The 26,936-nt window shown below is 61.5% G+C and carries 23 protein-coding genes; 5 read left to right on the top strand and 18 right to left on the bottom strand.

Going from position 1 to position 26,936, the window contains the following annotated elements; genetic code table 11:
* Positions 1–136 precede the first annotated feature (136 nt).
* From gltB to hemE, 3 genes are all read left to right on the top strand, one after another.
* Positions 137–4,582: a glutamate synthase large subunit gene (gene gltB / locus BLU63_RS07830; RefSeq protein WP_077747616.1), complete on the top strand. Its 4,446-nt coding sequence runs from the start codon at positions 137–139 to the stop codon at positions 4,580–4,582.
* A gap of 126 nt (positions 4,583–4,708) precedes the next feature.
* Positions 4,709–6,127 carry an FAD-dependent oxidoreductase gene (locus BLU63_RS07825; protein WP_010464413.1) on the top strand — a complete coding sequence of 473 codons (1,419 nt, stop codon included), beginning with the start codon at positions 4,709–4,711 and terminating at the stop codon, positions 6,125–6,127.
* Positions 6,128–6,379: 252 nt separating this feature from the next.
* Complete coding sequence (gene hemE / locus BLU63_RS07820; protein ID WP_010464411.1) at positions 6,380–7,447, top strand: uroporphyrinogen decarboxylase; 1,068 nt, start codon at positions 6,380–6,382, stop codon at positions 7,445–7,447.
* Between the two features lie 173 nt (positions 7,448–7,620).
* Here the strand turns inward: hemE and BLU63_RS07815 are convergent, their stop codons facing one another.
* On the bottom strand, positions 7,621–8,895 hold the full coding sequence (locus BLU63_RS07815; RefSeq protein WP_083375225.1) for an MFS transporter: 1,275 nt from the start codon (positions 8,893–8,895) through the stop codon (positions 7,621–7,623).
* A gap of 118 nt (positions 8,896–9,013) precedes the next feature.
* Between BLU63_RS07815 and BLU63_RS07810 the strand changes: the two genes are divergently transcribed.
* Positions 9,014–9,910 carry a LysR family transcriptional regulator gene (locus tag BLU63_RS07810; protein ID WP_083375224.1) on the top strand — a complete coding sequence of 299 codons (897 nt, stop codon included), beginning with the start codon at positions 9,014–9,016 and terminating at the stop codon, positions 9,908–9,910.
* Between the two features lie 86 nt (positions 9,911–9,996).
* Positions 9,997–10,380, top strand: a complete 384-nt coding sequence (locus BLU63_RS07805; RefSeq protein WP_083375223.1) for a type II toxin-antitoxin system PemK/MazF family toxin — start codon at positions 9,997–9,999, stop codon at positions 10,378–10,380.
* Positions 10,381–10,596: 216 nt separating this feature from the next.
* On the opposite strand, the gene BLU63_RS07800 is transcribed toward BLU63_RS07805, so the two are convergent.
* Genes BLU63_RS07800 through BLU63_RS07720 form a run of 17 tightly spaced genes read right to left on the bottom strand, consistent with a single transcriptional unit; the run spans position 10,597 to position 26,928 of the window.
* On the bottom strand, positions 10,597–11,418 hold the full coding sequence (locus tag BLU63_RS07800) for a hypothetical protein (RefSeq protein ID WP_083375222.1): 822 nt from the start codon (positions 11,416–11,418) through the stop codon (positions 10,597–10,599).
* A gap of 27 nt (positions 11,419–11,445) precedes the next feature.
* Positions 11,446–12,672: a beta-ketoacyl-ACP synthase gene (locus BLU63_RS07795; RefSeq protein ID WP_010464400.1), complete on the bottom strand. Its 1,227-nt coding sequence runs from the start codon at positions 12,670–12,672 to the stop codon at positions 11,446–11,448.
* Positions 12,672–13,400: a 3-oxoacyl-ACP reductase FabG gene (gene fabG, locus BLU63_RS07790; protein ID WP_010464399.1), complete on the bottom strand. Its 729-nt coding sequence runs from the start codon at positions 13,398–13,400 to the stop codon at positions 12,672–12,674. The genes BLU63_RS07795 and fabG overlap by 1 nt, the downstream gene beginning before the upstream one ends.
* On the bottom strand, positions 13,393–13,857 hold the full coding sequence (locus BLU63_RS07785) for a hotdog family protein (RefSeq protein WP_083375221.1): 465 nt from the start codon (positions 13,855–13,857) through the stop codon (positions 13,393–13,395). Before BLU63_RS07785 ends, fabG begins: the two co-directional genes overlap by 8 nt.
* On the bottom strand, positions 13,854–15,050 hold the full coding sequence (locus BLU63_RS07780; protein WP_083375220.1) for a beta-ketoacyl-[acyl-carrier-protein] synthase family protein: 1,197 nt from the start codon (positions 15,048–15,050) through the stop codon (positions 13,854–13,856). Before BLU63_RS07780 ends, BLU63_RS07785 begins: the two co-directional genes overlap by 4 nt.
* Positions 15,047–15,529 (bottom strand): hypothetical protein, encoded by a 483-nt coding sequence (locus tag BLU63_RS07775; RefSeq protein WP_083375219.1) that lies wholly within the window; start codon positions 15,527–15,529, stop codon positions 15,047–15,049. The genes BLU63_RS07780 and BLU63_RS07775 overlap by 4 nt, the downstream gene beginning before the upstream one ends.
* Positions 15,526–16,773, bottom strand: a complete 1,248-nt coding sequence (locus BLU63_RS07770) for an NAD(P)/FAD-dependent oxidoreductase (protein WP_083375218.1) — start codon at positions 16,771–16,773, stop codon at positions 15,526–15,528. Before BLU63_RS07770 ends, BLU63_RS07775 begins: the two co-directional genes overlap by 4 nt.
* Positions 16,760–17,920: a cation:proton antiporter gene (locus BLU63_RS07765; RefSeq protein ID WP_083375217.1), complete on the bottom strand. Its 1,161-nt coding sequence runs from the start codon at positions 17,918–17,920 to the stop codon at positions 16,760–16,762. Before BLU63_RS07765 ends, BLU63_RS07770 begins: the two co-directional genes overlap by 14 nt.
* Complete coding sequence (locus BLU63_RS07760; protein ID WP_083375216.1) at positions 17,917–20,256, bottom strand: MMPL family transporter; 2,340 nt, start codon at positions 20,254–20,256, stop codon at positions 17,917–17,919. The genes BLU63_RS07765 and BLU63_RS07760 overlap by 4 nt, the downstream gene beginning before the upstream one ends.
* A complete protein-coding gene (locus tag BLU63_RS07755; protein ID WP_077747624.1) occupies positions 20,240–20,842 on the bottom strand; it encodes an outer membrane lipoprotein carrier protein LolA in 603 nt (200 codons plus the stop codon). The genes BLU63_RS07760 and BLU63_RS07755 overlap by 17 nt, the downstream gene beginning before the upstream one ends.
* The gene (locus BLU63_RS07750; RefSeq protein WP_010464383.1) at positions 20,839–21,264 is read right to left on the bottom strand and encodes an acyl-CoA thioesterase; all 426 of its coding nucleotides are present in this window, start codon (positions 21,262–21,264) and stop codon (positions 20,839–20,841) included. The genes BLU63_RS07755 and BLU63_RS07750 overlap by 4 nt, the downstream gene beginning before the upstream one ends.
* On the bottom strand, positions 21,257–22,801 hold the full coding sequence (locus BLU63_RS07745) for an HAL/PAL/TAL family ammonia-lyase (protein ID WP_083375215.1): 1,545 nt from the start codon (positions 22,799–22,801) through the stop codon (positions 21,257–21,259). The genes BLU63_RS07750 and BLU63_RS07745 overlap by 8 nt, the downstream gene beginning before the upstream one ends.
* Positions 22,782–23,729, bottom strand: coding sequence for an LpxL/LpxP family acyltransferase (locus tag BLU63_RS07740; RefSeq protein ID WP_077747626.1), 948 nt, complete (start codon positions 23,727–23,729; stop codon positions 22,782–22,784). The genes BLU63_RS07745 and BLU63_RS07740 overlap by 20 nt, the downstream gene beginning before the upstream one ends.
* Positions 23,726–24,460 (bottom strand): glycosyltransferase family 2 protein, encoded by a 735-nt coding sequence (locus tag BLU63_RS07735; protein WP_010464377.1) that lies wholly within the window; start codon positions 24,458–24,460, stop codon positions 23,726–23,728. Before BLU63_RS07735 ends, BLU63_RS07740 begins: the two co-directional genes overlap by 4 nt.
* Positions 24,453–26,135: an acyl-CoA synthetase family protein gene (locus tag BLU63_RS07730; RefSeq protein WP_083375214.1), complete on the bottom strand. Its 1,683-nt coding sequence runs from the start codon at positions 26,133–26,135 to the stop codon at positions 24,453–24,455. Before BLU63_RS07730 ends, BLU63_RS07735 begins: the two co-directional genes overlap by 8 nt.
* Entirely contained in the window at positions 26,132–26,677 is a 546-nt protein-coding gene (locus BLU63_RS07725) for a COG4648 family protein (protein WP_083375213.1), read from the bottom strand. The genes BLU63_RS07730 and BLU63_RS07725 overlap by 4 nt, the downstream gene beginning before the upstream one ends.
* The gene (locus tag BLU63_RS07720) at positions 26,674–26,928 is read right to left on the bottom strand and encodes an acyl carrier protein (RefSeq protein WP_007992314.1); all 255 of its coding nucleotides are present in this window, start codon (positions 26,926–26,928) and stop codon (positions 26,674–26,676) included. The genes BLU63_RS07725 and BLU63_RS07720 overlap by 4 nt, the downstream gene beginning before the upstream one ends.
* Positions 26,929–26,936: the final 8 nt, after the last annotated feature.

Here is a 26,936-nt window from a genome sequence, read left to right as displayed (position 1 = left end):
TGAGCCTCTGTGTCGCTGTGTACAATGACCACCCTTTTGCCCCCGCTAAAGCCGGCGAACGTTCGGCGCGGAACGCAAGTGGTTGAATTGAAAAGAAATTTGCCTCGAAAAGAGGCAGCCTGGTGAGAAAGTGTCTATGAAAGCAGGTCTGTACCAACCAGATGAATTCAAGGATAACTGCGGTTTCGGCCTGATAGCCCATATGCAGGGCGAGCCCAGTCATACCCTTTTGCAAACGGCCATCGAGGCCCTGACCTGCATGACCCACCGCGGTGGGATCAACGCCGACGGCAAGACCGGTGACGGTTGCGGTCTGCTGATTCAAAAGCCGGACGTGTTCCTGCGAGCCATCGCCCAGGAAACCTTCGGCGTCGAACTGCCCAAGCAATATGCCGTGGGCATGGTCTTCTTCAACCAGGACCCGGTCAAAGCCGAAGCCGCTCGCGAGAACATGAACCGCGAGATTCTGGCCGCCGGCCTGCAGCTTATCGGCTGGCGCAAAGTGCCGATCGATACCAGCGTCCTCGGCCGTCTGGCCCTGGAGCGCCTGCCGCAGATCGAACAGGTGTACATCGGCGGTGAAGGCCTGAGCGACCAGGACATGGCGATCAAGCTGTTCACCTCCCGTCGTCGCTCGTCCGTGGCCAACGCTGCCGATGCCGATCACTACATCTGCAGCTTTTCGCACAAGACCATCATTTATAAAGGCCTGATGATGCCGGCGGATTTGACCGCCTTCTATCCAGACCTCAGCGATCAGCGCCTGCAAACCTCGATTTGCGTGTTCCACCAGCGCTTCTCGACCAACACCCTGCCGAAATGGCCGTTGGCGCAGCCGTTCCGCTTCCTCGCCCACAACGGCGAGATCAACACCATCACCGGCAACCGTAACTGGGCCGTGGCCCGTCGCACCAAGTTCACCAACGATCTGATGGACCTGGAAGAGCTCGGCCCGCTGGTCAACCGTGTCGGTTCCGACTCCTCCAGCATGGACAACATGCTCGAGCTGATGGTCACTGGTGGCATCGACCTGTTCCGTGGCGTGCGGATGATCATTCCGCCTGCGTGGCAGAACGTCGAAACCATGGACCCGGATCTGCGGGCGTTCTACGAATACAACTCGATGCACATGGAACCTTGGGACGGCCCGGCCGGCGTGGTAATGACCGATGGTCGTTACGCGGTGTGCCTGCTCGACCGTAACGGTCTGCGTCCGGCGCGTTGGGTCACCACCAAGAACGGTTTCATCACCCTGGCCTCGGAAATCGGCGTCTGGAACTACCAGCCTGAAGACGTGATCGCCAAGGGACGTGTGGGCCCGGGCCAGATCTTCGCCGTGGACACCGAAACCGGTCAGATCCTCGACACCGATGCCATCGACAACCGCTTGAAGTCCCGTCATCCGTACAAGCAATGGCTGCGCAAGAATGCCCTGCGCATCCAGGCGACCATGGAAGACAACGACCACGGTTCGGCTTTCTACGATGTCGACCAGCTCAAGCAATACATGAAGATGTACCAGGTCACGTTCGAAGAGCGCGACCAGGTATTGCGTCCGCTCGGCGAGCAGGGCTACGAAGCTGTCGGCTCGATGGGCGACGATACGCCAATGGCCGTGCTGTCCCAGCGCGTGCGCACGCCGTACGACTATTTCCGCCAGCAGTTCGCGCAGGTCACCAACCCGCCGATCGACCCGTTGCGTGAAGCCATCGTCATGTCGCTGGAGATCTGCCTCGGTGCCGAGCGCAACATCTTCCAGGAGTCGCCGGAACACGCCTCGCGCGTGATCCTAAGCTCGCCGGTCATTTCGCCGGCCAAGTGGCGTTCGCTGATGAACCTGGATCGTCCGGGCTTCGAGCGCGCGATTATCGACCTCAACTACGACGAAAGCGTCGGCCTCGAAGCGGCCATCCGCAACGTCGCCGATCAGGCTGAAGAAGCCGTGCGCTCCGGCCGCACCCAGGTCGTGCTGAGTGACCGCCACATTGCCCCGGGCAAGTTGCCGATCCACGCTTCGCTCGCCACCGGCGCGGTGCACCACCGCCTGACCGAGAAAGGCCTGCGTTGCGACTCCAACATCCTCGTGGAAACCGCCACCGCTCGTGACCCGCATCACTTTGCGGTGTTGATCGGTTTCGGCGCCTCGGCGGTCTATCCGTTCCTGGCCTACGAAGTGCTGGGCGACCTGATCCGTACCGGTGAAGTGCTGGGCGACCTCTATGAGGTGTTCAAGAACTACCGCAAAGGCATCACCAAAGGTCTGTTGAAGATCCTGTCGAAGATGGGTATCTCGACCATTACGTCGTACCGCGGTGCGCAGTTGTTCGAAGCCATCGGCCTGTCTGAAGAAGTCTGTGAGCTGAGCTTCCGTGGCGTACCGAGCCGCATCAAGGGTGCGCGTTTCGTCGACATCGAAGCCGAGCAGAAAGCCCTGGCGGCCGAAGCCTGGAGCCCGCGCAAGCCGATCCAGCAGGGCGGTCTGCTGAAGTTCGTCCACGGTGGCGAATATCACGCGTACAACCCGGACGTGGTCAATACTCTGCAAGCCGCTGTGCAGCAGGGCGACTACAGCAAGTTCAAGGAATACACGGCGCTGGTGGATAACCGTCCGGTGTCGATGATCCGCGATCTGTTCAAGGTGAAGACCCTGGACACGCCGCTGGACATCAGCGAGATCGAACCGCTGGAATCGGTGCTCAAGCGCTTCGACTCTGCGGGCATCTCGTTGGGCGCATTGTCGCCAGAAGCCCACGAAGCCCTGGCCGAAGCCATGAACCGCCTCGGTGCGCGTTCCAACTCCGGCGAAGGCGGCGAAGACCCGGCGCGTTACGGCACCATCAAAAGCTCGAAAATCAAGCAAGTCGCGACTGGCCGTTTTGGTGTAACCCCGGAATACCTGGTCAACGCTGAAGTGCTGCAGATCAAAGTCGCTCAGGGCGCCAAGCCCGGTGAAGGGGGTCAGCTGCCAGGCGGCAAGGTCAACGGTCTGATCGCCAAGCTGCGTTACGCGGTGCCGGGCGTGACCTTGATTTCGCCGCCGCCGCACCACGACATCTATTCGATCGAAGACTTGTCGCAGTTGATTTTCGACCTGAAACAAGTCAACCCGAAGGCCCTGGTCTCGGTGAAGCTGGTAGCAGAAGCAGGCGTCGGCACCATCGCCGCCGGTGTGGCCAAGGCCTACGCGGACTTGATCACCATCTCCGGCTACGACGGCGGCACCGGTGCATCGCCGCTGACGTCGATCAAATACGCCGGTGCTCCGTGGGAACTCGGCCTGGCCGAAACCCACCAGACCCTGCGTGGTAACGACCTGCGCGGCAAAGTCAGGGTACAGACCGACGGCGGGCTGAAAACCGGCCTCGACGTGATCAAGGCCGCGATCCTCGGCGCTGAAAGCTTCGGCTTCGGCACCGCGCCAATGATCGCGTTGGGCTGCAAATACCTGCGCATCTGCCACCTGAACAACTGCGCCACCGGCGTCGCCACTCAGAACGAGAAGCTGCGCAAGGATCACTACATCGGGACCGTTGACATGGTGGTGAATTTCTTCACCTACGTCGCCGAAGAAACCCGCGAGTGGCTGGCCAAGCTGGGCGTGCGCTCCCTCGAAGAGCTGATCGGTCGTACCGATCTGCTGGATATCCTCGAAGGCCAGACCGCCAAGCAGCAACACCTGGACCTGACCCCGTTGCTCGGCAGCGATCACATCCCGGCAGACAAGCCCCAATTCTGCCAGGTCGACCGCAACCCGCCGTTCGACAAGGGCCTGCTGGCCGAGAAAATGGTCGACATGGCCACCTCGGCCATCAACGACATGAGCGGCGCTGATTTCGCCCTGGATATCTGCAACTGCGACCGTTCGATCGGCGCGCGGATCTCCGGTGAAATCGCCCGCAAACACGGCAACCAAGGCATGGCGAACGCGCCGATCACCTTCCGCTTCAAAGGGACGGCCGGTCAGAGCTTCGGCGTGTGGAACGCCGGCGGCCTGAACATGTACCTGGAAGGCGATGCCAACGACTACGTCGGCAAAGGCATGACTGGCGGCAAGCTGGTTATCGTTCCGCCGAAGGGCAGCGTCTACAAGACTCAGGACAGTGCCATCATCGGCAACACCTGCCTGTACGGCGCCACGGGCGGCAAGTTGTTTGCCGCCGGCACCGCGGGCGAGCGGTTTGCCGTGCGTAACTCCGGTGCTCACACCGTGGTTGAAGGCACGGGCGATCACTGCTGCGAGTACATGACCGGTGGTTTCGTCTGCGTCCTGGGCAAGACCGGCTACAACTTCGGCTCAGGCATGACCGGTGGTTTCGCCTACGTGCTCGACCAGGACAACAGCTTCGTTGACCGGGTCAACCACGAACTGGTGGAAATCCAGCGGATCAGCGGTGAGGCGATGGAAGCCTATCGCAGCCACCTGCAACGCGTGCTGAACGAATACGTCGAGGAAACCGACAGCGAGTGGGGTCGTAACCTCGCTGAAAACCTCGATGACTATTTGCGTCGTTTCTGGCTCGTCAAACCTAAGGCGGCGAGTCTGAAATCTCTGCTCTCAAGTACTCGTGCGAGTCCGCAATAAACGACGCAGCGGCAAGTCGCAAGCTTCAAGCGCCAAGCTTGAAGCTTGCGCGGTGTGGCGGATTAATTTGATTTTATTGCAGCTTGAAGCTTGTAGCTTGAAGCTGTCGTGTACGAGGTTTTGAAGATGGCCGAACGTCTCAGCAACGACTTCCAATTCATCGATGTCGGGCGCAAAGATCCGAAGAAGAAACTGTTGCGTCAACGCAAGAAAGAGTTCGTGGAGATCTACGAACCCTTCAAACCCCAGCATTCGGCCGATCAAGCCCACCGCTGCCTGGGTTGCGGTAACCCGTATTGCGAATGGAAGTGCCCGGTGCACAACTTCATTCCGAACTGGCTGAAACTGGTGGCCGAGGGCAACATCCTCCAGGCCGCCGAGCTGTCGCACCAGACCAACACCCTGCCGGAAGTCTGCGGTCGGGTGTGCCCGCAGGATCGTCTGTGCGAGGGTGCCTGCACCCTCAACGACGGCTTCGGCGCGGTGACCATTGGTTCGGTCGAGAAGTACATCACCGATACCGCGTTCGCCATGGGCTGGCGCCCGGACATGTCCAAGGTTATACCGACCGGCAAGCGTGTTGCGGTGATCGGTGCAGGCCCGGCAGGTTTGGGTTGTGCCGACGTGCTGGTACGCGGCGGTGTGACCCCGGTGGTGTTCGACAAGAACCCGGAAATCGGCGGTCTGCTGACCTTCGGTATCCCCGAGTTCAAGCTGGAAAAGACCGTGCTGAGCAATCGTCGCGAAGTCTTCACCGGCATGGGTATCGAGTTTCGCCTGAACACCGAAGTGGGCAAGGACGTGACGATCGAGCAACTGCTCGAAGAATACGATGCCGTGTTCATGGGCATGGGCACCTACACCTACATGAAGGGCGGCTTTGCCGGTGAGGATCTGCCGGGCGTGCATGACGCGCTCGACTTCCTGATCGCCAATGTCAACCGCAACCTGGGCTTTGAAAAGTCGCCGGAAGATTTCGTCGACATGAAAGGCAAGAAGGTTGTGGTGCTGGGCGGCGGCGACACGGCGATGGACTGCAACCGCACCTCGATTCGCCAGGGTGCCAAGTCGGTGACCTGCGCTTATCGTCGTGACGAAGCGAACATGCCGGGCTCGCGCAAAGAGGTGAAGAACGCCAAGGAAGAAGGGGTGAAATTCCTCTACAACCGCCAGCCGATCGCCATCGTCGGTGAAGACCGCGTCGAAGGCGTGAAGGTGGTCGAGACCCGTCTCGGCGAACCGGACGCCCGTGGCCGTCGCAGCCCCGAGCCGATCCCGGGCTCCGAAGAGATCATCCCGGCCGACGCCGTGGTCATCGCATTTGGTTTCCGTCCGAGCCCGGCGTCGTGGTTCGAGCAGTTCAGCATCCAGACCGACAGCCAGGGCCGCGTGGTGGCCCCGGAACAAGGTCAGTACAAGCACCAGACCAGCAACCCGAAAATCTTCGCCGGTGGCGATATGGTTCGCGGATCTGATCTCGTGGTAACGGCGATCTTCGAAGGCCGTAATGCGGCCGAAGGGATCCTGGATTACTTGGGCGTCTGATCACTTTCCAGAACTGGAATGCGATCAATTGTGGGAGCGAGCCTGCTCGCGAAAGCGGTGGATCAGTCAACAGAGATGTTGAATGTGAAGCCCTCTTCGCGAGCAGGCTCGCTCCCACATTGGTTTCAGCGTGTTGCTAAATAGCGTATTTCCCCGCGACATATTGACCCGATAGACAAAAGGCTGACCTGCAACCGTGCCTTTTGCGTCGAGCTCTGAGAAAATGCCCGCACTTTTTTTCCGGATGCCGACATGACTGCCCTGAAGAACGACCGTTTCCTTCGCGCCCTGCTCAAGCAACCCGTAGACGTCACGCCGGTATGGATGATGCGTCAGGCCGGTCGCTACCTGCCGGAATACCGCGCCAGCCGTGCCAAGGCCGGTGACTTCATGAGCCTGTGCATGAACCCGGAGTTCGCTTGCGAAGTCACGATGCAGCCACTCGACCGCTATCCGCAACTGGACGCGGCGATCCTGTTCTCCGACATCCTCACCATCCCGGACGCCATGGGCCAAGGCCTGTACTTCGAAACCGGCGAAGGTCCACGCTTCAAGAAAGTCGTCAGCACGATGGCCGATATCGAAGCCCTACCGATTCCTGATCCGCACAAAGACCTTGGCTACGTCATGGACGCGGTCAGCACCATCCGCCGCGAACTCAACGGCCGCGTGCCGCTGATCGGCTTCTCCGGCAGCCCGTGGACCCTGGCCACTTACATGGTCGAAGGCGGTTCGTCGAAAGACTTCCGCAAGACCAAGGCCATGCTCTACGACAACCCGCAAGCCATGCACCTGCTGCTGGACAAGCTCGCGCAGTCGGTCACCAGCTACCTCAATGGCCAGATCATGGCCGGCGCGCAAGCGGTGCAGATCTTCGACACCTGGGGCGGTAACCTCTCGGCGGCGGCGTACCAGGAGTTCTCCCTGGCCTACATGCGCAAAATCGTCAGCGGCCTGATCCGCGAACACGAAGGCCGCAAAGTACCGGTCATCCTGTTCACCAAGAACGGCGGCCTGTGGCTGGAAAGCATCGCCGACGCTGGCGCTGATGCGTTGGGCCTGGACTGGACCTGCGACATTGGCGAAGCCCGCCGACGCGTCGGCAACAAAGTCGCCCTGCAAGGCAACATGGACCCGACTGTGCTGTACGCCAAGCCAGAAGCCATCCGCACCGAAGTCGGTCGGATTCTCGCCAGCTACGGCAAAGGCAGTGGTCATGTGTTCAACCTCGGCCATGGCATCACACCGGAAGTCGATCCGGAACATGCGGGTGCGTTCATGCGCGCGGTACATGAGCTGTCGGCGCAATATCACGAGTGATCGTCGTCCAATAAAAAACGCCCGGCTTATGCCGGGCGTTTTTGTATAGAGATCTCAGGTCACACTCGGCCCCTGTGGGAGCGAGCCTGCTCGCGAAGAGGCCGGCACATCCAACAGTGATGTCTGTTGAAAGACCGCTTTCGCGAGCAGGCTCGCTCTCACAGGGATGTGCATCACGCCTTCAGATTTTCCAACGGCGGTAACTTCGCCAGCTTCAACGCCACCAGCAGCGCAATCACCAGCAACGCACCAATGAACAACCCGATCCCGTTCCACCCGCCCAAGTGCCAGAACACCCCGCCCGCTGTCCCTGCAATACTCGACCCGGCGTAATAGCTGAACAGGTACAGCGACGAGGCCTGCCCCTTGGCTTTCACCGCTCGCCGTCCTATCCAACTGCTGGCCACGGAATGCGCGCCAAAGAAGCCGAAGGTGAAGATCAACATGCCGATAATCACCAACGGCAGCGGCGTGAACATGGTCAGCGCAAGGCCTGCGAGCATCAGCACAATCGTCGCCCACAGCACTTTGCGCCGGCCCAGTTGGTCGGCCAAGGAACCGATTTTCGCCGAGCTGTAGATGCCCGACAGGTACACCACCGACAGTAGACCGACGAAGACCTGGTCCATGTGGTACGGCTCGGCCAGCAAGCGATAGCCGATGTAGTTGAATAGGGTGACAAACGCACCCATCAGCACGAAAGCTTCAAGGAACAGCAGCGGCAGGCCAGCGTCGCGAAAGTGCATGGTGAAGCCATCGAGCAGACTGCGCGGGTGCAGCGAGCGGGGGCGGAAGTTGCGTGATTCGGGGAGAATTTTCCAGAACACCGTCGCCGCGATCAGCGCCAGCCCGCCAATCACCAGCATTGCCGTGTGCCAGCTGACGAAGTCGATCAACACGCCGGTGATCAAGCGGCCGCTCATCCCGCCAATCGCATTGCCGGCGATGTACAAACCCATCGCCAGCCCAATGTGCTGCGGGTGGATCTCTTCGCTCAGGTACGTCATGGCGACCGCCGCCAGGCCGCTCAACGACAAGCCGATCAACGCACGCATCACCAGCACGCCTTGCCAGCTCGGCATCATCGCGCTGGCCATGGTGCACAGTGCGGCGGCGAACAAGGCCGCGACCATCACCGGTTTGCGTCCGACACGGTCGGAGATCGGGCCGGTGATCAACAAGCCAATGGCGAGCATGCCGGTGGCCACCGAGAGGATCAGGCTGCTCTGCGCCGCATTGATCGAATACTCGTGGGACAGCAGCGGCATCATCGGCTGTACGCAGTAGAGCAGGGCGAAGGTCGCAAAGCCGCCGGAGAACAGCGCCAGTACCGTGCGCATGAACATTGGCGTGCCTTTCTCGATGTAGATCTCTTTCAATTCGGCGACAACATCGCCCACCGAGGTGGGCGGAACTTCGTGGGCAAGGGGGGCGACAGCAGTTTTCACTTCGGACCTCGGAGGGCGCAGCCGGTCAGGCAATGAAAAAAGCATATAGCTGCCTAATGATTCAATCCAATATATTGTTCGACCTGTTTGATAGGTTTTACGACCTAATGGAGTTTTCATGGAATTGCGTCACCTGCGCTACTTCATCGCCGTCGCCGAAGAATTGCACTTCGGCCGCGCCGCTCAGGTGCTGGGCATCTCGCAACCGCCCCTGAGCCAGCAGATTCAGGCGCTGGAACAGGAAGTCGGAGCACGGCTGTTCGAGAGAACCAATCGTCGGGTCGAACTCAGCGAGGCCGGTCGGCTGTTTCTGGAAGAAGCGCGACTGGTGCTGGCGCAGGTCGACAAAGCGGCCGACGTGGCACGGCGTGCGCAGTTGGGTGAGTTGGGCGAACTGAAAATTGGTTTCACTTCGTCGGCGCCGTTCAACTCGACCATTCCCCAGGCGATTTTCTCGTTCCGCCAGCGTTTCCCGGCGGTGCATTTGAATCTGCGGGAGATGAGCAGCACCCAAGTGGCCGACGCGCTGGTCGATGAGTCGATCGAAGTCGGCATCATGCGACCGCTTGGGCTGCCGGATTCCCTCAGCGTCGTGGAGTTGATGCGTGAGCCGCTGGTCGCGGTGCTCAGCTCCAAACATCCGCTAGTGAACGACAGCGAAGAGGGTTTGTTCCTCTCGGCATTGGCCCTCGAACCGTTCGTTTTCTTCCCACGCAGCTATGGCAGCGGCCTGTATGCACAGTTGCTCAGCCTGGCCCGCGATGCCGGTTTCAGCCCGCACTTCGCGCAAGAGGCAGGCGAGGCAATGACCATTATCGGGTTGGTGGCGGCGGGGCTGGGCGTGTCGGTGCTGCCGGCCTCTTATCAGCGGATGCGCATTGACGGCGTGGTCTACCGGCCGTTGCTTGATCCGGAAGCGGTGTCGGCTGTGTGGCTGGTGCAGCGCAAGGACCAGAAGTCGCCGATGGCCAAGGCGTTTGTGGATTTGTTGACGAGGAAGGTTGAGGGGACTTGAGCGCAGGGACACTTAAAGTAACGGATCCTGTTTAGTGATTTGCGCGATTGTTGAGCAAAATCGATTTCTTTCGATGAGTGCCATGGATGCCACTTCTATATCAACCGAAGGAAGGCAGTGTGCTGATTTGTGATTTCAGGGGGTATGAAATCCCCGAAATGATCAAAGTCAGACCTGTTGTCGTGATACGAAAACACAAAACCAACAGCTTACTGGTGACAGTTGTGCCGCTCAGTACTACCGCTCCGGATCGCATACTTGATCACCACCTGGAACTTCAAAGTCATCTACAGGGTGCCAGTCCTGTTTGCTGGGCGAAATGCGATATGGTTGCGACAGTAAGCCTCTCCAGGCTGGACCGGATCAAAAGTCGAGACCGACATGGAAAGCGTGTTTATGTTATTTCACACCTTGAAACAGATGAGTTTTACGCAATCAAAGTCGCGGTACGTAGTGCGCTTGGCCTGTGATGGCATCGGAAGTGGCGCAGTCAGGCGAATGGCCAGTCGTTGCCCTTGATCCTGTTTCGGGCAATACTCCCCCCGTTCCCGTAAGGGGCTTGTGAGACTCTGAGGATCCTGGGCAACCAGCCATCGCAGAGCCAGACAGGTACAGGGCGATGACAAGCCGACCTGTTTGTGAAGGGGCGCCGAAAGGCGCCCTTTGTCGTTCTCGAGGTGCTCGCCTCAGTCAACCCGTACCAGATCCCCGCGCAACGCCACCCCGGACACCACGGCCTTGAGCGCTTCCAGCCCAGGTATTTCCTCGTCGTCACTGCACTGGTATTTCCCGGTGTCCTGGCTCAGGTCGCGCTTGTTGATGCCGGCGATGTTGATCACGGCGTTAGCACCAGCCTTCTTGGCCTTGCTTTGCAACGTCGCCAAGGTCGATTGCAACGCCCAGTAGCAGGTGTCTTCAGCGGATTTGTCTTCGTTGTCGTCGGCTCTTCGGCTGCTGCTCACCGCCTTCAGTTTGTGCACCTGGGTCGGCAGTGCTTCTCCCGCCAGGTAGAACTTGACGCTGCCATCCAGCAGACCAACTTCGGTGGCGCGTTTCACGCCTTCCTGAAAGTCCTGGTAGGTGGGTTCGTAGGCGCCTTGCGAGGCGAAGACTTGATCAGCGTCCGGGTCGGTGGCCAGTTGTTTGACCACGTCGTCGCGCAGGTAATTGATCCAGCGGTTGTAGGTGCCGTGGATCCTGCCGTCCTTGTAGTCCAGGCCGCGGCTGTCGCGGTAGTCCATTTCGAACGAGGTGGAGGTATAGGGAATGTCGATTTCGGCGTGGTGCCGGTCGCGCACGGTGATTGCCGCTTTGATCATGCCGGGGCGCGCCGACTGCACGATCCATTGGCGCTCGATCAGTGCGGTGACGATGGCGCGGCTCATCCGATCGTCGCTCAGGCCCTTGTCGCCGGGAAAGTGTTCCTTGGCGGTGTACACCGGGCTGGTGCAGCCGCTCAGCGCAACGGCCATGGTGAATACTGCGCCGATGCGCTGAAACAGAGTCATTCCCTTCACTCCAGACGTTTTTTCAGATCAGTGCCAGCGACGGAAAATCAGCGAAGTGTTGACGCCACCAAACGCAAAATTGTTGTTCATCACGTACTCATTACTCATCTGGCGGAACTCGCCGCGCAGGTAGTCGAGCTTGCCGCAGTGCGGATCGACCTCGTCGAGGTTGAACGTGTGCACGTACAGGTCGCGGTTCATCATTTCGATGCTGAACCAGGATTCCAGCGCACCGCAGGCGCCCAAGGTGTGCCCGAGGAAGCTCTTCTGCGAACTGATCGGCATGTGCTCGCCGAACAACGCGCTGGTGGCCAGTGTTTCGGCAATGTCGCCCTGCTCTGTCGCCGTGCCGTGGCCGTTTACGTAGCCGATGTCTGACGGTTGCAGCCCGGCGTCTTCCAGCGCCAGTTCCATGGCCCGGCGCATGGTGACTTGCTCTGGGCGGGTGGTGTGCTGGCCGTCGGCGTTACTGCCGAAACCGACGAGTTCGGCATGGATGTGCGCGCCGCGTGCCAACGCATGTTCAAGCTCTTCGAGCACCAGCATGCCGCCGCCCTCACCGATCACCAGGCCATCGCGGTCTTTGTCATACGGACGTGGGCTGGTTTGCGGGGCGTCGTTTTTCAGGCTGGTGGCGTAGAGCGCGTCGAAGACCATGGCTTCGGTGGGGCACAGTTCTTCGGCGCCGCCGGCGAGCATCAGCGGCAGGCGCCCGAATTTGATCGACTCGTAGGCGTAGCCGATGCCCTGGCTGCCGCTGGTGCAGGCGCTGGACGTCGGGATCAGCCGGCCGGTGAGGCCGAAGAAGATGCTGATGTTCGCCGCAGTGGTGTGCGGCATCATCCGCACGTAGGAGTTGGCATTAAGGCCCTCTGCCACCGAGTTGAGCAGCATATTGCCGAACGCCTTGATCTCGTCGGTGCTGCCGGTGGAGGAGCCGCAGGCGACGCCCATGCGCCCATCCTTGATGATCGGGTTACCCAACAGTCCGGCATCGGCCAGCGCCTGCTCCGACGCGCCGACCGCCAGGCGCGAGACCCGGCCCATGCTGCGCAGCTGCTTGCGGGTCCAGTGGCTCGGAACCTTGAAGTCGTCGATAGGCCCGGCCAGGCGCGTGTTGAGTTCGGTGAACCGATCCCACTCGTCCATCCGGCGTATGCCGCTGCGGTTGGCCGCGAAGTTGCCAGCGATGGTCTCCCAGTCGCTGCCCAGTGAAGTGATGCCGGCCATGCCGGTGACGACGACGCGCTTCATCAGCACAGGCCTCCGTTGACGGCCAGAACCTGCCGGGTGATGTACGACGCTTCCGCCGACATCAGGAAATTCACCGCGCCGGCCACCTCTTGCGGAGTGCCCATGCGTTGTGCGGGGATCATTTTCATCAGTTCTTCCACCGGCACGTTTTCGTCGAGCATGGCCGTGTCGATCAGGCCGGGTGCGACACAGTTGACGGTGATTTTGCGCTTGCCCAGTTCGATCGCCAACGCTTTCGCCGCGCCGATCAAACCGGCCTTGGAGGCGCTGTAGTTGACCTGGCCACGGTTACCGATCAACCCGGAAACCGAGGTGATGCAGACAATCCGCCCGGCCGCGCGACGCCGAATCATCGGCATCATCACCGGGTGCAGCACGTTGTAGAAACCGTCGAGGTTGGTGCGCATCACCACATCCCAATCATCCTCGCTCAGCGCCGGAAAAGCACCGTCACGCGTCAGGCCGGCGTTCAGCACTACGCCGTAATAGGCGCCATGAGCTTCCACGTCGGCTTCGAGGATGGCCTTGCAGCTGGCGCGATCTGAGACGTCGAACTGCAAAACTCGAGCATTGCGTCCCAGCGCCTGGATTTCGCCCTGGACGGCGATGGCGTCGGCCAGGCCGCTGCGGCAATGCAGCACGATGTCGTGCCCGGCCTGGGCCAGACGCAACGCAATGGCACGGCCGATGCCACGGCTGGAACCGGTGACCAATACGGATTCAGTCATGGCTGGCTCCTTGGGATTCATGAAGGTATTGAGCGGCCTGAGGCGGGCGGAACACGTTCAGGCGGGCGGTGGCGTGAATGCCGGGGGCGTTGATGTGGCATTCGAACACGCCCATGCCGTTGTCGTCTTCCAGCGAGCGCAGTCCATGGATGGTCAGTTCGGTGCCCGCGGGGAAGTGCTCCACGTTGCATTCGAATTTCCGGGTGCCGAGCAGAAAACCCAGCACCACCGCATCACCGCGCTGGCGCGCATGGCAACCGGCGTAGGCGGCAACACTCTGGGCCATCAGTTCGATACCGACCCACGCTGGCAGGCTGCCGTCGGGACGATTGAACAGGCCCCCGGGCTTGACGGTGAGGCGGGTGTGAATCTGCTCGTCATCGAACGCCAGGATCTGCTCGATGAGGATCATGTCGCCAGCGTGCGGCAGCAGCTCGGCGAGCGGCCAGTCAATCATGGGGCATCTCCGATAATCAGGCTGACGTTGTTGCCACCGAAGGCAAAGGAATTGCTCATCAGGTAGCGAGGTGCAATGGACGTCAGGCGATGGTCCGGGGTCACCCACTGCAAGGCCGGCAAGTCGGGGTCGGGCTGACCGTCCCACACGTGGGGCGGCAGGAGGTTTTCCCGATTGTTCGTGCTCAGGCTCAACCAGCAGAACGCCGCTTCCAGGGCGCCGGCCGCGCCGAGCGTGTGTCCGGTCATCGGCTTGGTGGAGGAGCAGGGCACGCCGTGCGGGAACAGGGCCGAGACCGCCAGGCTTTCCATCGCGTCGTTGTGTTGGGTCGCGGTGCCGTGCAGGTTCAGGTAGCCGATTTGCTCGGGCTGCACCTTCGCGCGGTTCAGGGCTTTGCTCATCGCTTGCAGGGCGCCCCGGCCGGTCGGCTCCGGCGCCGAGATATGGTGCGCATCGGAACTGGCGCCGCTGCCGAGCAGGGCAATCGGTTGGCTCGCGCCGGCTTTTTTGCTCATCAGAAACAGCACGGCGGCTTCGCCGATATTGATGCCGTTGCGGTTGGCCGAAAACGGATTGCAGCGCTGCTCGGACACCGCTTCCAGGGCCGAAAAGCCGTTGAGGGTCAGTTTGCACAAACTGTCGACGCCGCCGCACAGTACGGCATCGCACACACCCAGATCGAGCAGCCGCTGGGCACTCATCAGCGCCCGGGCGCTGGAGGTGCAAGCCGTCGAGATCACATAGGCCGGGCCGCTCAATTGCAGCCAGTCGGCGAGGAAGTTGGCCGGCGCGCCGAGTTCCTGCTGCTGATAATCGTAGTCGGCAGGGAATTCATGTTCACGAATGTAATGGGCCAGGCCACGGCTGGCTTCATCGATGCCGGAAGTGCTGGTGCCGAGGATCACGCCGATTCGATCGCGGCCGTAAGTCTGGATCACTTGATCAATGTCATCGCGAATTTGCAGCGCGGCTTCCAGCAGCAGTTGGTTGTTGCGGCTGCTTTGCTCGGCCAGTTCCGGCGGGATCGGCGCCAGCTCACCACGCACCGCCGCCACTGGCAACGACCGCTCCGGCACCCAGCCGGATTCGCTGCGCATGCCGGAGCAATCGCCAGCAAACAGGTTGCGGGCGACTTCCTGTTTGTCGCGACCCAGGGCGCAGATCACCCCGAGAGCATTCAGGTAAGCGGTCATGGCGTCTCCCCGCTCAAGGGCGTTACCAGGTACTTCGGACCTTTAGGCAGGTTCAACTCAAATCTCAGTGGTGGCGAGTAACGCACGTCCCAGCGAGCGGGCAGGGAGCGTTGGGAGCCGTGTTGCCAGGCTTCGGGGTAGTTGGCCTGCAATTCGTCTTGCGGGGTCAACGCGAACAGTAACGCTGCGAACAATTCCCGGGCTTCCGGATTCGGCGGCAGCAGGCCGTCAGCTTGCCACTGGCCATTGATCAGTTTCTGGCGTGCCTGCGGAATGCCCAACAAATCCATCATCGACCAGCGAATGCCCGGGCCTTCGCGCGCAATTACTAACACCCAGTCCTGACGCTGATCAGCCAGCAAGCGCTGAATGTGCAGTTGCTGCGGCAGCGGCAGGTTTTCGGTTTGCCCGGGCAGCGGCGCCTGGCTGGCGCAAGCGCTCAGCAGCAGGAGGCAACCCAGAAGCAGGTAACGGATCATGTGGCATCTCTAGCGCAAAGTTCCGACAGCACGCGCAGCCGACGCTTGGGTTCGCTGACGAACGGATTACGCTCGTCCCAGGCATAACCGGCGAGGATTGCGCTGATCATACGGCGGATATCCGCTGAGCTGCCTGGATGATAAATCACATCCTGGAAAGTCCCGGCGTACCAGCCTTCGACGTAGCAGCGGAACGTGTCGACGCCGCGCTTGAGCGGTGCGGCGAACTCGGTCTGCCAGTCGACGCTTTCACCTTGCAGCTGGCGATGCAACACGCCGGCGGCCATGCTGGCCGAGCGCATGGCGATGGTCACGCCGGAGGAGAACACCGGATCGAGGAATTCTGCCGCGTTGCCGAGCAACGCAAAGCCCGGACCGTGCAAGGTTTTGACGTTGGCCGAGTAGCCGCCGATGGTGCGGGCTGGCGTGTCCCAGACCGCGTTTTCCAGGACACAGGCCAGGCTTGGAGTTTCAGCGATGAAGCCGCGCAGGCACTCGTCCAGGTTCTCCATGCGGCCTTCGAAGTGCTCGGCGGCCGCGACCACGCCCACCGAGCAGCGACCGTTGCTGAACGGAATGGTCCAGAACCAGATGTCGCGATGGATCGGATGGGTGGTGATAAGGATCTTTTCCCGCTCGAAGGTCGGGCTGTCGATATGGTCTTCGATGTGGGTGAACACCGCCTGGCGCACCGGGAAATTCGACGGTGCTTCAAGGTCCAGCAGGCGTGGCAACACGCGGCCGTAGCCGCTGGCATCCAGCACAAAATCAGCTTCGACGCGGTACTGGCTGCCATCCTCACGAAGCACATCGAGCTGCGGCATGGGCAGGTCGAAATCGGCACTGACGATGGCTTCGCCATAACGAACGTCGACGCCTTGCAGCGCGGCCTGATCGGCCAGCAGTTTGTCGAAATCGGCGCGCTGGACCTGGAAGGTGGTCGGCTTGCCGTTGCTGAACGTGTCGCCGAAATCAAAGGCGCTGTAGTGCTCGCCCCAGGCGAACGCGGCGCCGTTTTTCATCTGGAACCCGGCGGCGTTCACGGCGTCGAGCATGCCGGCTTCTTCGACGAAATCCAGGCAGTGCGACAACAGGCTTTCACCGATGGAAAACCGTGGAAAATGCTGGCGTTCAATCATCAGCACATCGTGGCCTTTGCGCTTGAGCAGCGCGGCGGCAATGGCGCCCGAAGGACCCGCGCCAATGACAACAACCTGGCGACGTTCCATTTCAACTGTTGGCACGGGGGCTCCTTGCCGGGGCGGCGATATTCAAAGGGGTTTGGTGCATGCCGGCAAGTGCCGGCAGCAGTGTGGCGATCAGGCCCATCACCATCAGCGCGAAGTACAACGCCGGGCTGATGAGCTGTTGTTGCAGCAGCAGGTTGAGAAAGACGATCTCGCTCAAACCGCGAATATTGAGCAGCAGGCTTTCGCGCCAGCGACTGGCGCCTTCAAATGACGCGCCGGCCCAGCCGAGGCCGAGCCAGTTGCCCAGCAGTTTGCTGGCAATCGGCAACAGCAGCAGCGCCGCCAACTGCACCCAGCCGAGACTGGCCATGGCGGCGTGGACATTGATCTGCACGATACCGAAGGTGAGGATCAGCGGGATGGCGATCCAGGTTTGCAAACGGTTCATCCAGATCGCCGGCAACGGCAACACCAGCGGCATTTTCAGCGCGGCCATGCACAGCAGATAACCGATGCCGAAAATCAGAGCATTGAGCTTGAAGTGTTCGGCGACCACCAGCAGCGCAAAAAAGCAGCCGCTGTGCAGTAGCGGTTGGCGCAAACCCAGCAAATGCAGAAGCACCGGAAGGCAGGCGCCGGCCAGCGGCAGCAGCAGACTGCTCAGGTGCAGACTGCCTTGGGCGAAGCCGAACAGGGTCCAGCATGCCAGGTCGATGAGGATCGCGGTTTGCACCAGCCGCCGGGTTGCGGCGGGCGGGTAATTGATGTGTCGCAGGTAGAGGTACAACACCGGGATCGCGGTGATGGCGAACACCAGGCCCACTGCCAATGAACTGATCCACGGCTGTGCGGGTAACAACCAGACCGCAGTCGCCAGACCGCAGACAAATGGAATGCAAAAACTCGGCAGGGCGATCTTCAGGCTCTGGCGATCGAGTCGCAGGTCGATCACATCGCTGAGGATGTTTCCCAGCAACAAGGCAAAACCGAGGCTGTAGAGGTTTTTCAGCCATACCGGCGAGATCAGCTCGGCGCCGCTGAGTTGCCAGCCCGGCTCGATCCAGAAGTACATCAGCAGCGGTAGACCGAAGGTCGCCAGCAGCAACTGACTGACGATCGGGATCAGGCCGAAGTGACGACCCACACGGGTGGCCACGGCGAACATCGTCAGGGCCATCAGCCAAAACAGGGCGATCATCATGCGGCTGGCTCCACGACGGCGGCGGCATGCACTTGGCGTCCGGCCCAGGGCGCAAGGATGAAACTGAACGCCAGCCCGAGGCTCACGGACAGGCCGAAGTTGCTCACCGCCGGTGTGCTGGACACGGCCAGCAAACCGAATGACAGCCATGTGGTCACCGCTGCCAGCAAGGTGCCCAGCAGGCTCACGGCGGCGCCGCCGACCTGTTCGCGCATGAGGATTGCGTAATCGACGCTGATCGCCGTCACCAGTAACAGGCCGAACAGGCTGAACAGGGTCAGGGGTTGGCCCATCCAGCCGAGGCTGGCCAGGCTGCACAGCGCGGCCAGCAAGGGCAGTGAGACGATGCGCAACGCACCACCGAAGCCAAACGGCAGGATCAGCACCAGCACGATCAACACGCAGGAGGCGAGTTTCAGCTGCGCCGCGCTGATCTGTGTCGCGGCGAAAACGCTGTTCAGTTCACCGAGACGGTCGACCAGTTCGACCCCCGGCAAGTCCAGCGCCTGAATGCGCAACAGCGAAGGATTATTCAGGCCTTGCAGGCTGACCATCGCCGCCACGCCCTCATCGGTCGGCCCCAGCCACAGGGTGCGATAAGGTTCCGCCAGCGGACCGACCAGCGAGGCGTCGATGTCTTCGGCGGGCAGCGCCAGCAACGTTGCAAGCTCCGCTTGCAGCGCTTCTGCCGGCACGCCGAGGTCGAGCAAGGGTTGCCAGAACTGCGGCAACTTGCTCAACGCTTCGCGCACTTTGCGCTGCTCGCTCGGCTGGCTGACCAGTTGATTTAGCGACAGGTAACCCTGGAGTTTTTCCAGGTTGACCAACTGATCCAGGCGCTCGCTCAGTGCAGTCTGGCGTTCGAGCAGTTCCTGTTGATTGGCCGCGCGCACCAGGAAGAACTGGCTGGTCGGCTGATAGCCGGTGATGCGCGCAATGGCCTGGGCTTCGTCGGTCAATTGCTGCGGTGCGCCGATCCACTGGCGGATATCGTTTTTGCTCTCCAGTTGCAACAGGCCGCCGACGCAGAAGGCAATCAGCAGTGCCAATAACACGGGCGTACTGACGTGTTTGAGCAGCGCTTCGCGCAGGTTCAGCAAACACTCGCAGATACGCAGCGGCCAATGCGCCGGTCGCAGGTTCACGCCCTTGAGCAACGCTGGCAGCAGGCACACGGCCGACAAGTAGGCACCGAGCAGGCCGGCGGCGGAGAACACGGCAATCTGGGTCAGGGCCGGGAAAGGCGTCCAGGCCAGGGCCAGGTAGCCGATGCAACTGGTGATCAGGCTCAGCGTCAGGCCCGGCAGGGTCAGGCGTAACGCCGGCCAGCTGTTCCAGGGTTTCAGGCTCCAGCTTTTCGACAGGTAATGCAGCGGGTAATCGACAGCCACGCCGATCAGGCTCGAGCCCAGTACCAGCGTCATCACATGCATGTGACCGAATAGCGCCACGCACGCCACCGCACCAAACAGCATGCCCACCAGCACGGGAACGAAAGCGAGCAAGACACGCCAGCGCCGGAAGGCCAGCAACAGCAGCAACAAAATGCCCACGGTGGCACCGCCGCCGACCCATGTCATTTCGCGGGTGGCTTGTTGCTGACCGTTGGCCGCGTACAGCAGGCCGCTGGCAGCGAGCAGTTGCACGTCGGCCTGGGCGGCTTCTTTTCGGCTGCGTTCAAGCAGGTCAGCCACTTGCAGCGGCAGGCTCATGTCGAAGGCATTGCCGGTGGTTTTTGCCCGCAGCAACACCCAGCTCTTGCCGTCGGCATCGGCGACCAGCGCTCCGCTGCCGATGTCCAGTTGCACGGCGCCGTGTTGTGGTTGGCTGTTCTGGATGCGCCCGGTCAGGCCCAGCCAGTCATCCTGGCTCGGCACCAGGCTGAAACCGGTGAACGGGTCGAACAGCGCTTGCACCCGCTGCTGGATAAAGGCGTCGGGGTGTTCGATCAACTGCTGCCGATCCATCGCCGAAAGCATCGACAGCCGGCCTTGCAGCAATTGCGTGCGCAGCGCCGGCAAGTCGGCTTGCAGGTTCCACTGAACCTTCTCGAACAAACCGCTGGCCTGCCACTGCTCGCCGAGTTTCTGCGCCATGGCAATGGCTTGCGGGCGATCTTTATGGCCTGCCAGCACCAGCATTTCCCGGTTCAACGGTTCTTGTATGCGTTTTTCGGCGCGCAGTTCCAGCGCGTCCGGCGCCGTGCCCGGCACCAGTTCCATCAGGTTGGCCGACAGTGGTGCACCGTCGCGCCATTGCCAACCGGCGAGCGCGAGCACTGCCAACAGCAGGATCAGAAACAGCCACGGAAGTCTGCGTTCACTCGGCAAAGTCATGTTGCTCCGCGTCGCTCAACGGTTGGGTGCTGGTGCTGTCCTGCATGCGCAAAAGGGTGCTGTCGCCCTGGGTTTCCAGCAGCTCGATGCTGTGCACCAATTCGCTGCCGGTGATGTTGATCTGATTGAACACCTGCTTGAGCAGCATTGAGCGCGGGATCAGCGTCAGTTTCCAGTTCTGTGCGTCGCCGCTCAAAGACAATTCGAAGTCCCGTTGCAGACCGCTGCTGTCACCTTGCAGCACGGCGAGGAACAAGCGGTTCTGCTCGGCGCCGGCGCTCTTGCCCGGGAGCATTTGCCAGCCGCTGGCGTCGCGGCGGGCGATGCCTTTGTTGGTGATGCGGTAATCCTGTTGCAGCGGGGTTTTCAACAACCAGAGCAATCCGTGGTTTTTAGCGAGGATAAAAGTGCCCTTGCTGGTCAGCGGCTGGGGCAATGCGCGCAGGTGTTTTTCCTGGATGAAATGGCCGTGGATCACATCAGGCTTGGCCAGTTGATCGCTCAACTGCTGCAAATCGAAGGCATGAGCCATCGATGACAGCCCGAGCAACGCCAACGCACCGAGGTATTTGAAAAACGGGGTCATGCGAGCATCCTTTCTACGGCATCGGTGAAGATCTTCGGTGAGGCCAGCTGCATCTCGCGGCTGCTCATGTCGACAGCGACCTGTACGGAACTGGCGCGGGTCAAACGCTCACCGGTTTTCACATCGCTGATCAGGTAATTGATCTTCAGACGGTTCTCCCACTCCACCAGATTGGCCCGCACGTTCAGCTTTTGACCGAACACGGCGCCGCGCACATAGCGCAATTGCAGGTCGATCACCGGCCAGGCATAACCCGACTCGACCATGGCGGTGTAGTTGTGACCGATCTTGTCCAGCAGCGCACAACGGGCGACTTCCAGGTATTTGACGTAATGGCCGTGCCAGACCACGTTCATGGTGTCGACGTCAAAGAACGGCACGAGGATTTCCGTATCGGTGTGAAGCACTCCCTTGCTACGCATGCAGCCTCCAGTGTTGCTTGGCGATACGTTTCAGGCACAGGCGCAATTCGCCTTCCAGCGCGCGATCTTCGATGACCGGGGGGAAGTCTTTGGCCAGCTCTTCGTGCATGGCCGCCAGGGCTGGCGGTAACGGGCGCGCGTCCTCGGCTTTGCTGCGCAGCCAAACACCCTGGTTGGCGGCGAGCAAGGTGGCGGCGGCGACCTGTTCGGTCAGCTCCAGCACACGGATCGCATCGCGGGCGGCGATGGTGCCCATGCTCACCTTGTCCTGGTTGTGGCACTCGGTGGAGCGCGAGAAGACGCTGGCCGGCATGGTGTTTTTCAGCGCTTCGGCGGTCCAGGCGCTGGTGCCGATCTGCACCGCCTTGAAGCCGTGATTGAGCATCGCGCGGTCAGCCGTGGCGCCGGAAAGGTTGCTTGGCAAGCCATGGTTGTACCGCTCGTCCACCAGCAGGGCGAGTTGCCGGTCCAGCAGATCGGCCACGTTGGCCACCAGGTTTTTCAGGCTGTCCATGGCGAACGCAATATGGCCGCCGTAGAAGTGCCCGCCGTGCAGCACGCGTTCGGCTTCGGCGTCGATGATCGGGTTGTCGTTGGCGCTGTTGAGTTCGATCTCGATGAACGAACGCAGCCAGTTCAGGCTGTCGGCCAGGACGCCGAGCACGTGCGGCGCGCAGCGCAGTGAATAGCGGTCCTGCAGGCGGTGCAGCGGTGCGGTCGGCGCATCGATTGCCAGATCCTTGCGCAACCACGCGGCGACTTGCATCTGCCCCGGATGCGGTTTGGCGGCGAACAGGCGCTCGTCGAAGTGCTCGGGATTGCCTTGCAGCGCGACCACGTTCAGCGCGGTGATACGGGTCGCCAGTTGCAGCAGGTAATCGGCGCGGGCGTAGGCCAGGCAGGCGAGGCCGGTCATCACGGCGGTGCCGTTCATCAGCGCCAACGCTTCTTTCGGGCGCAGCACCAGCGGTGTCCAGCCCAGTTCGCGATGGACGTCGGCGGCTTGTCGGCGCTCGCCCCGGAACATAACTTCGCGCTCGCCGGACAAGGTTGCGGCGACGTACGACAGCGGCGTCAGATCACCGCTGGCGCCCACCGACCCTTCTTCCGGGATCAGCGGCAGGATGTCGTGTTCGAGGAAGGCCTGGAGACGCTCCAGCAGTTCCACGCGCACCCCGGACACGCCGTGGCACAACGACTGCAAACGCGCCGCCAATACAGCCCGAGTGGCCTGGGCGTCGAGCAGTTTGCCCAGTCCGCAGCCGTGGAAGGTGTACAGATGACGGGGCAATGCCTCGACGTGATGCAGCGGCACCGCGACCACGCACGAGTCGCCGTAACCGGTGGTCACGCCATAGATCACGCCTTCCTTGTCCAGCAGGGAATCGAGAAATCGCGCGCCCTTGGCGATGCGCTCACGGTACGCAGGGTCGCTTTGCAACTGCGTCGGCACCTGACGGTTGGCCGCGGCCAGCACGTCTTCGATGCGCAAAGGGAGTTCGCCGAAGGTTACCGGCTCAAGCGTTGGCGTCGTCATCGGTCTTCCAGAAAGGGTAAAAGTTGAACCATTGTTGGGGCGCTTCAAGGCAATAGTGACCCAGGCGTTCGGCGTAGCGGGAAGCCCACTGATGAATGACCTGTTCGCGGTCGTTGCGTTTCCACACCACGGCCTCGGCAAACGGTTCGAGGGTCACGCGATATTGGCCCGTCGGTTTCTTCAGGCACATCAGCAAATTGATCGGGCATTTCAGCAAGCCGGCCAGCAGCCACGGCCCCTGGGGCAATGCAGCCTGATGACCGAGGAAGTCCACGGTCACGCTGCGCCCGCCATGCAGCGGCACGCGGTCGCCGGCAATCGCCAGCCACTCGCCACGCTCCAGTCGTTCATGCAGTTGCAGCATGATCACCGGGTCCAGTTCACTGACCTGAATCAGCCGCAGATTGGTCGCGCCGGCCTCGCCCAGCAATCGGTTGAACTGCTCGGCGTGCTTGGTGTGCACCAGCACATTCATGGTGACCTTCTCGCCGATCTCCGCGAGTGCGCGGCAGACTTCGAGATTGCCCAGGTGCGCGCCCACCAGCATCTGCCCGCGAGTGCCACGCAGCTGACTGCGCAGCAGCGCCGGGTCGACGATTTCGATGTGATCGATGCTCAACTTGCCGTTCCATACGTCGAGTTTGTCGAGCATCGAATCGGCGAAGGCCATGAACTGGCTGAACACTCGCCAGTGGGTCGGTCGCAATTGCGGGCGTGCGCTCCAGTCCGCGAGGCGTTGCTGGTATTGCCAGGCACTGCGGCGGGCACTGCGACCGAACAGGAAAAAGTACAGGACGATGCCGTACAGCAACGGACTCAGCAGCCGTCGGCCCAGCACTTTGGCGCAGAGCGCGGTGAATTTCATCAGCCAGAAGCTGCCGCGCTCCTGGCGGTCGGCCCAGTGCTGTTTGTCTGCGTTACTGCTCATGCTCGCCACCGTCGCCAGAGGATCACCGGGGCCCGCAGCAACATGCCGAAGAACAGCCGGGTGTGCATGCTCGAAATCAGCACATTGTCGTGGAACATACGGAAATGCGAGACACCGTCCAGCGGGTAATGGACCTTGGTCGGCAGCCACTGCATCGGCTGATTGCGCCAGGCCAGGCGCACGAGGATGTCCGAGTCGAAATCCATGCGCTTGCCGATCTTCGCCGAGTCGATCACTGCCAGGGTCGGCGGCAACGGGTAGACGCGGAAACCGCACATGGAATCGCGGATCTGCAAGGAAAGCGTGTTGATCCAGACCATGACGTGGGTCAGGTAGCGGGCGTACAGACGGCCCTTCGGCACGCTGGCGTCGTATTGCGGATAGCCGCAGATCACCGCGTCGGGATGAGCGCGCGATTGTGCGATGAAGGTCGTGACATCCTGCAGGTCGTGCTGGCCGTCGGCGTCCACCTGCAAGGCATGGCTGAAACCCAGGCGCGAGGCTTCGCGCAGGCCGGTCATGACCGCGCCGCCCTTGCCTTGATTGGCGGCGAGGCGGATCAGGTTGACCATTTCACGCTGGGCCAGTTGGTCGAGCACCCTGGCGCAGGATGGATCGCTGGCATCGTCCACCAGAATGCACGGCAGGCCACTGGCGATCAGCGCGTCGACCACCGTGGTGATCGCGGTTTCGTGGTTGTAGACCGGGATGATTGCGCAAGGGTTATACATCACCTGCAACCTCCAGCAGAATCCGCCCACTGGAGCAGGTTGCGGTTTCATTGCGGTAGGCGAAATACAATTTGCCGCGTTCCGGATCGAAGCGCAGGTGCAGTTGGACTTCATCACCGGGGCGCACCAGTTGCTGGAACTTCAGCACTTCCATGCCAGCGAATTTAGCCGGCAGGTCCATCAATTGCTGGCCGAGGCTCAGCGCCCAATCCACCTGCACCACACCGGGCAATACCGGCGTTTGCGGGAAGTGTCCGCTGAAGTAGGCGAGGTCCGGCGGAACGGCCAGTTGCAGGCTCCATTCGCCATCGACCTCGACCTGTTCCAACACTTCCGGCGCTTTCGGGCGGGCGGCCAACAGCAAGGCTTCGACGTCGGCTTGAGGCAGTTTGCCTTGAGCGTTCAGGGGCAATTGCCGCAGTAACCGCCAGCGTCTTGGCAGGGCCAGGGCTTCGCAGTGCTGGCTCAAGTGCTGACGCAATTCTTGCGTGACGGTGCGTCGGCCCTGATTGCGCAAGGCATGCAGGCCGGCGTCGGTCAGCACCAGCAGCGCGCCCAGCGAGGCGCGGTTTTCCCGGACCACGCCGAGGCGTGCTTCTGCGACCCAGTCATGCTCCATCAACGCCTTTTCCAGCATCGGCAGCGAGATACGTTTTTCTTCCAGTTTGACGATCCGGTCCAGCCGTCCGAGCAGTTCGAATCGGCCGTCGGCAGCGATTCTGGCGGCATCAGCGGTGTGTTCAATATGGCCGACGGGCAAGTAGGGAGAGGCGATCAGCAGCGCGCCCTCGCTGTCCTGACTCAGTTCGACTTCAGCAAACGGCTGCCAGAGATCGTGACCCTGACGCCAGGCGATGCCACCAGTTTCCGAGCTGCCAAGGATTTCCGTCGGCCATTGCTGCAAGCGATCGTAGAGGCTTTGCGCAGCCTCGGCCGGTAGCGCTCCACCCGAGGAAAACACCCTGCGAACCGCGCTCAAGGCCGGCCAGTCGAGGTTGTCGCCCATGCGCTTGAGCAGCGCCGGGCTGGCGACCCAGGCAAACGCCATGTGTTCGCGACTGGCTCGCTGCAAGTCTTCCGGGAAGGCCAGTTGCTTGCGCACAAACGAGCGTCCGGCACACAGCGGCCATAGCACCCGAAACAGCAGGCCGTAGATGTGTTGGGCGGCGACGCTGCCGATGATGCACGCCTGGCCCAGATCGGCACCCCAGAGCTGCTCCAGCGCCTGCACTTCATTGGCTATCTGGCGCAGGGTCTTGTCGATGCGCTTGGGTTCGCCGCTGGAACCGGACGTGCACAGGCTCAGGCGACAGGCGTCCAGATCCAGTGCGGCGTGGGGCAGGGGCGGTTGCCGATAGTCGGTGAGGTGCGCGTCATCGGCCAGGTCGGTCAGCCACAGATCGACTTCGCTCGACCAGCGTTGGCGAGTCTGCGGTTGCAGGTCGGCAGGCAGCAGCACACTGACCCCGGCACGCCAGGCGCCGAGCAGGGCAATCGCCAGGTCAGCGGCATCTTCAAGGTGCACGGCGATGCGCTGCACGCCTTGGGATTGCAGGCCGGCTGCCAGGCTTAGCGCCTGTTCGCACAGCTGTGCGTGATTCAACGCCGGTTCTGCCGTAACGGCACGCTCCGGCTGTGCCTTGAGCAACAGCTGCTCAAGTGATATCCAATTCATGGGTGGCCTCGTACCCGTTGTCGTATGAGCCATTCAATGGCAAACAGCAGGCCCATCAATCCATAGGAAATCAGGCCGGTGTACAACATCCACCAACTCAGCGGCGCCCACAGGGTCAGGGCGGCGGCAAGCAAACCGTTACAGAGGAAAAACACACACCAGACGACGGTCACCTGGCGGGTGTAAACAATCGCCTTGGCCGGCAAGTGCGGCTCACGCAGGCGCGCCAGGCGCTCAACCATCGGCGGCCCGATTTTCAGGCTCAGGCCAAACAGCCCCAGCATGAAAGCGCTGATCAGCACCGGATACCAACGCAGCAACAACGGGCTGTCGAACAGCGCCAGCAACAGGCAAAAGCCGATCGCAGTGAGCGCCATCCACAGGCTGCCGGGGCGACGGGGACCCAGCAGTGCCCGCGCCAGCCACAGGCTGCCCAGCAGCAGACCGAACTGCCACGGAGCAAAGTGTTCCATGCCGAAATACACCGCAAAGGGGTACAACAGGCCCGCCAGCAGCAGGCCAAGGCCGATCAGTCGACTCATGCGGCCGGTTGAACCAGACGGTAGACCGCCTCGACCACGTCACTGACGGTGCGCACCGATTTGAATTCTTCGGCGGCGATTTTCTTGCCGGTCTGACGCTTGATGTGATCAATCAGGTCGACGGCGTCGATGCTGTCGATTTCCAGATCCTGATACAGGTTGGATTCGAGGCTCACGCGCTCAGGGTCCAGCTCGAAGAGTTCTACCAAGGCATCGCGCAGGGTGTTGAAAATGTCATCACGAGTTTGCATGGTCCGGT

The sequence above is a fragment of the Pseudomonas mandelii genome (assembly GCF_900106065.1).
Lineage (GTDB): Bacteria > Pseudomonadota > Gammaproteobacteria > Pseudomonadales > Pseudomonadaceae > Aquipseudomonas > Aquipseudomonas mandelii.
Note: the sequence above shows the minus strand (reverse complement) of the source record. Positions and strands in the feature narration are given on the sequence as shown.

Coding starts and splice junctions, on each gene's coding strand:
- gltB (WP_077747616.1), top strand. CDS start 137: ATGAAAGCAGGTCTGTACCAACCAGATGAATTCAAGGATAACTGCGGT.
- BLU63_RS07825 (WP_010464413.1), top strand. CDS start 4,709: ATGGCCGAACGTCTCAGCAACGACTTCCAATTCATCGATGTCGGGCGC.
- hemE (WP_010464411.1), top strand. CDS start 6,380: ATGACTGCCCTGAAGAACGACCGTTTCCTTCGCGCCCTGCTCAAGCAA.
- BLU63_RS07810 (WP_083375224.1), top strand. CDS start 9,014: ATGGAATTGCGTCACCTGCGCTACTTCATCGCCGTCGCCGAAGAATTG.
- BLU63_RS07805 (WP_083375223.1), top strand. CDS start 9,997: ATGCCACTTCTATATCAACCGAAGGAAGGCAGTGTGCTGATTTGTGAT.
- BLU63_RS07800 (WP_083375222.1), bottom strand. CDS start 11,418: ATGACTCTGTTTCAGCGCATCGGCGCAGTATTCACCATGGCCGTTGCG.
- BLU63_RS07795 (WP_010464400.1), bottom strand. CDS start 12,672: ATGAAGCGCGTCGTCGTCACCGGCATGGCCGGCATCACTTCACTGGGC.
- fabG (WP_010464399.1), bottom strand. CDS start 13,400: ATGACTGAATCCGTATTGGTCACCGGTTCCAGCCGTGGCATCGGCCGT.
- BLU63_RS07785 (WP_083375221.1), bottom strand. CDS start 13,857: ATGATTGACTGGCCGCTCGCCGAGCTGCTGCCGCACGCTGGCGACATG.
- BLU63_RS07780 (WP_083375220.1), bottom strand. CDS start 15,050: ATGACCGCTTACCTGAATGCTCTCGGGGTGATCTGCGCCCTGGGTCGC.
- BLU63_RS07775 (WP_083375219.1), bottom strand. CDS start 15,529: ATGATCCGTTACCTGCTTCTGGGTTGCCTCCTGCTGCTGAGCGCTTGC.
- BLU63_RS07765 (WP_083375217.1), bottom strand. CDS start 17,920: ATGATGATCGCCCTGTTTTGGCTGATGGCCCTGACGATGTTCGCCGTG.
- BLU63_RS07760 (WP_083375216.1), bottom strand. CDS start 20,256: ATGACTTTGCCGAGTGAACGCAGACTTCCGTGGCTGTTTCTGATCCTG.
- BLU63_RS07755 (WP_077747624.1), bottom strand. CDS start 20,842: ATGACCCCGTTTTTCAAATACCTCGGTGCGTTGGCGTTGCTCGGGCTG.
- BLU63_RS07750 (WP_010464383.1), bottom strand. CDS start 21,264: ATGCGTAGCAAGGGAGTGCTTCACACCGATACGGAAATCCTCGTGCCG.
- BLU63_RS07745 (WP_083375215.1), bottom strand. CDS start 22,801: ATGACGACGCCAACGCTTGAGCCGGTAACCTTCGGCGAACTCCCTTTG.
- BLU63_RS07740 (WP_077747626.1), bottom strand. CDS start 23,729: ATGAGCAGTAACGCAGACAAACAGCACTGGGCCGACCGCCAGGAGCGC.
- BLU63_RS07735 (WP_010464377.1), bottom strand. CDS start 24,460: ATGTATAACCCTTGCGCAATCATCCCGGTCTACAACCACGAAACCGCG.
- BLU63_RS07730 (WP_083375214.1), bottom strand. CDS start 26,135: ATGAATTGGATATCACTTGAGCAGCTGTTGCTCAAGGCACAGCCGGAG.
- BLU63_RS07725 (WP_083375213.1), bottom strand. CDS start 26,677: ATGAGTCGACTGATCGGCCTTGGCCTGCTGCTGGCGGGCCTGTTGTAC.
- BLU63_RS07720 (WP_007992314.1), bottom strand. CDS start 26,928: ATGCAAACTCGTGATGACATTTTCAACACCCTGCGCGATGCCTTGGTA.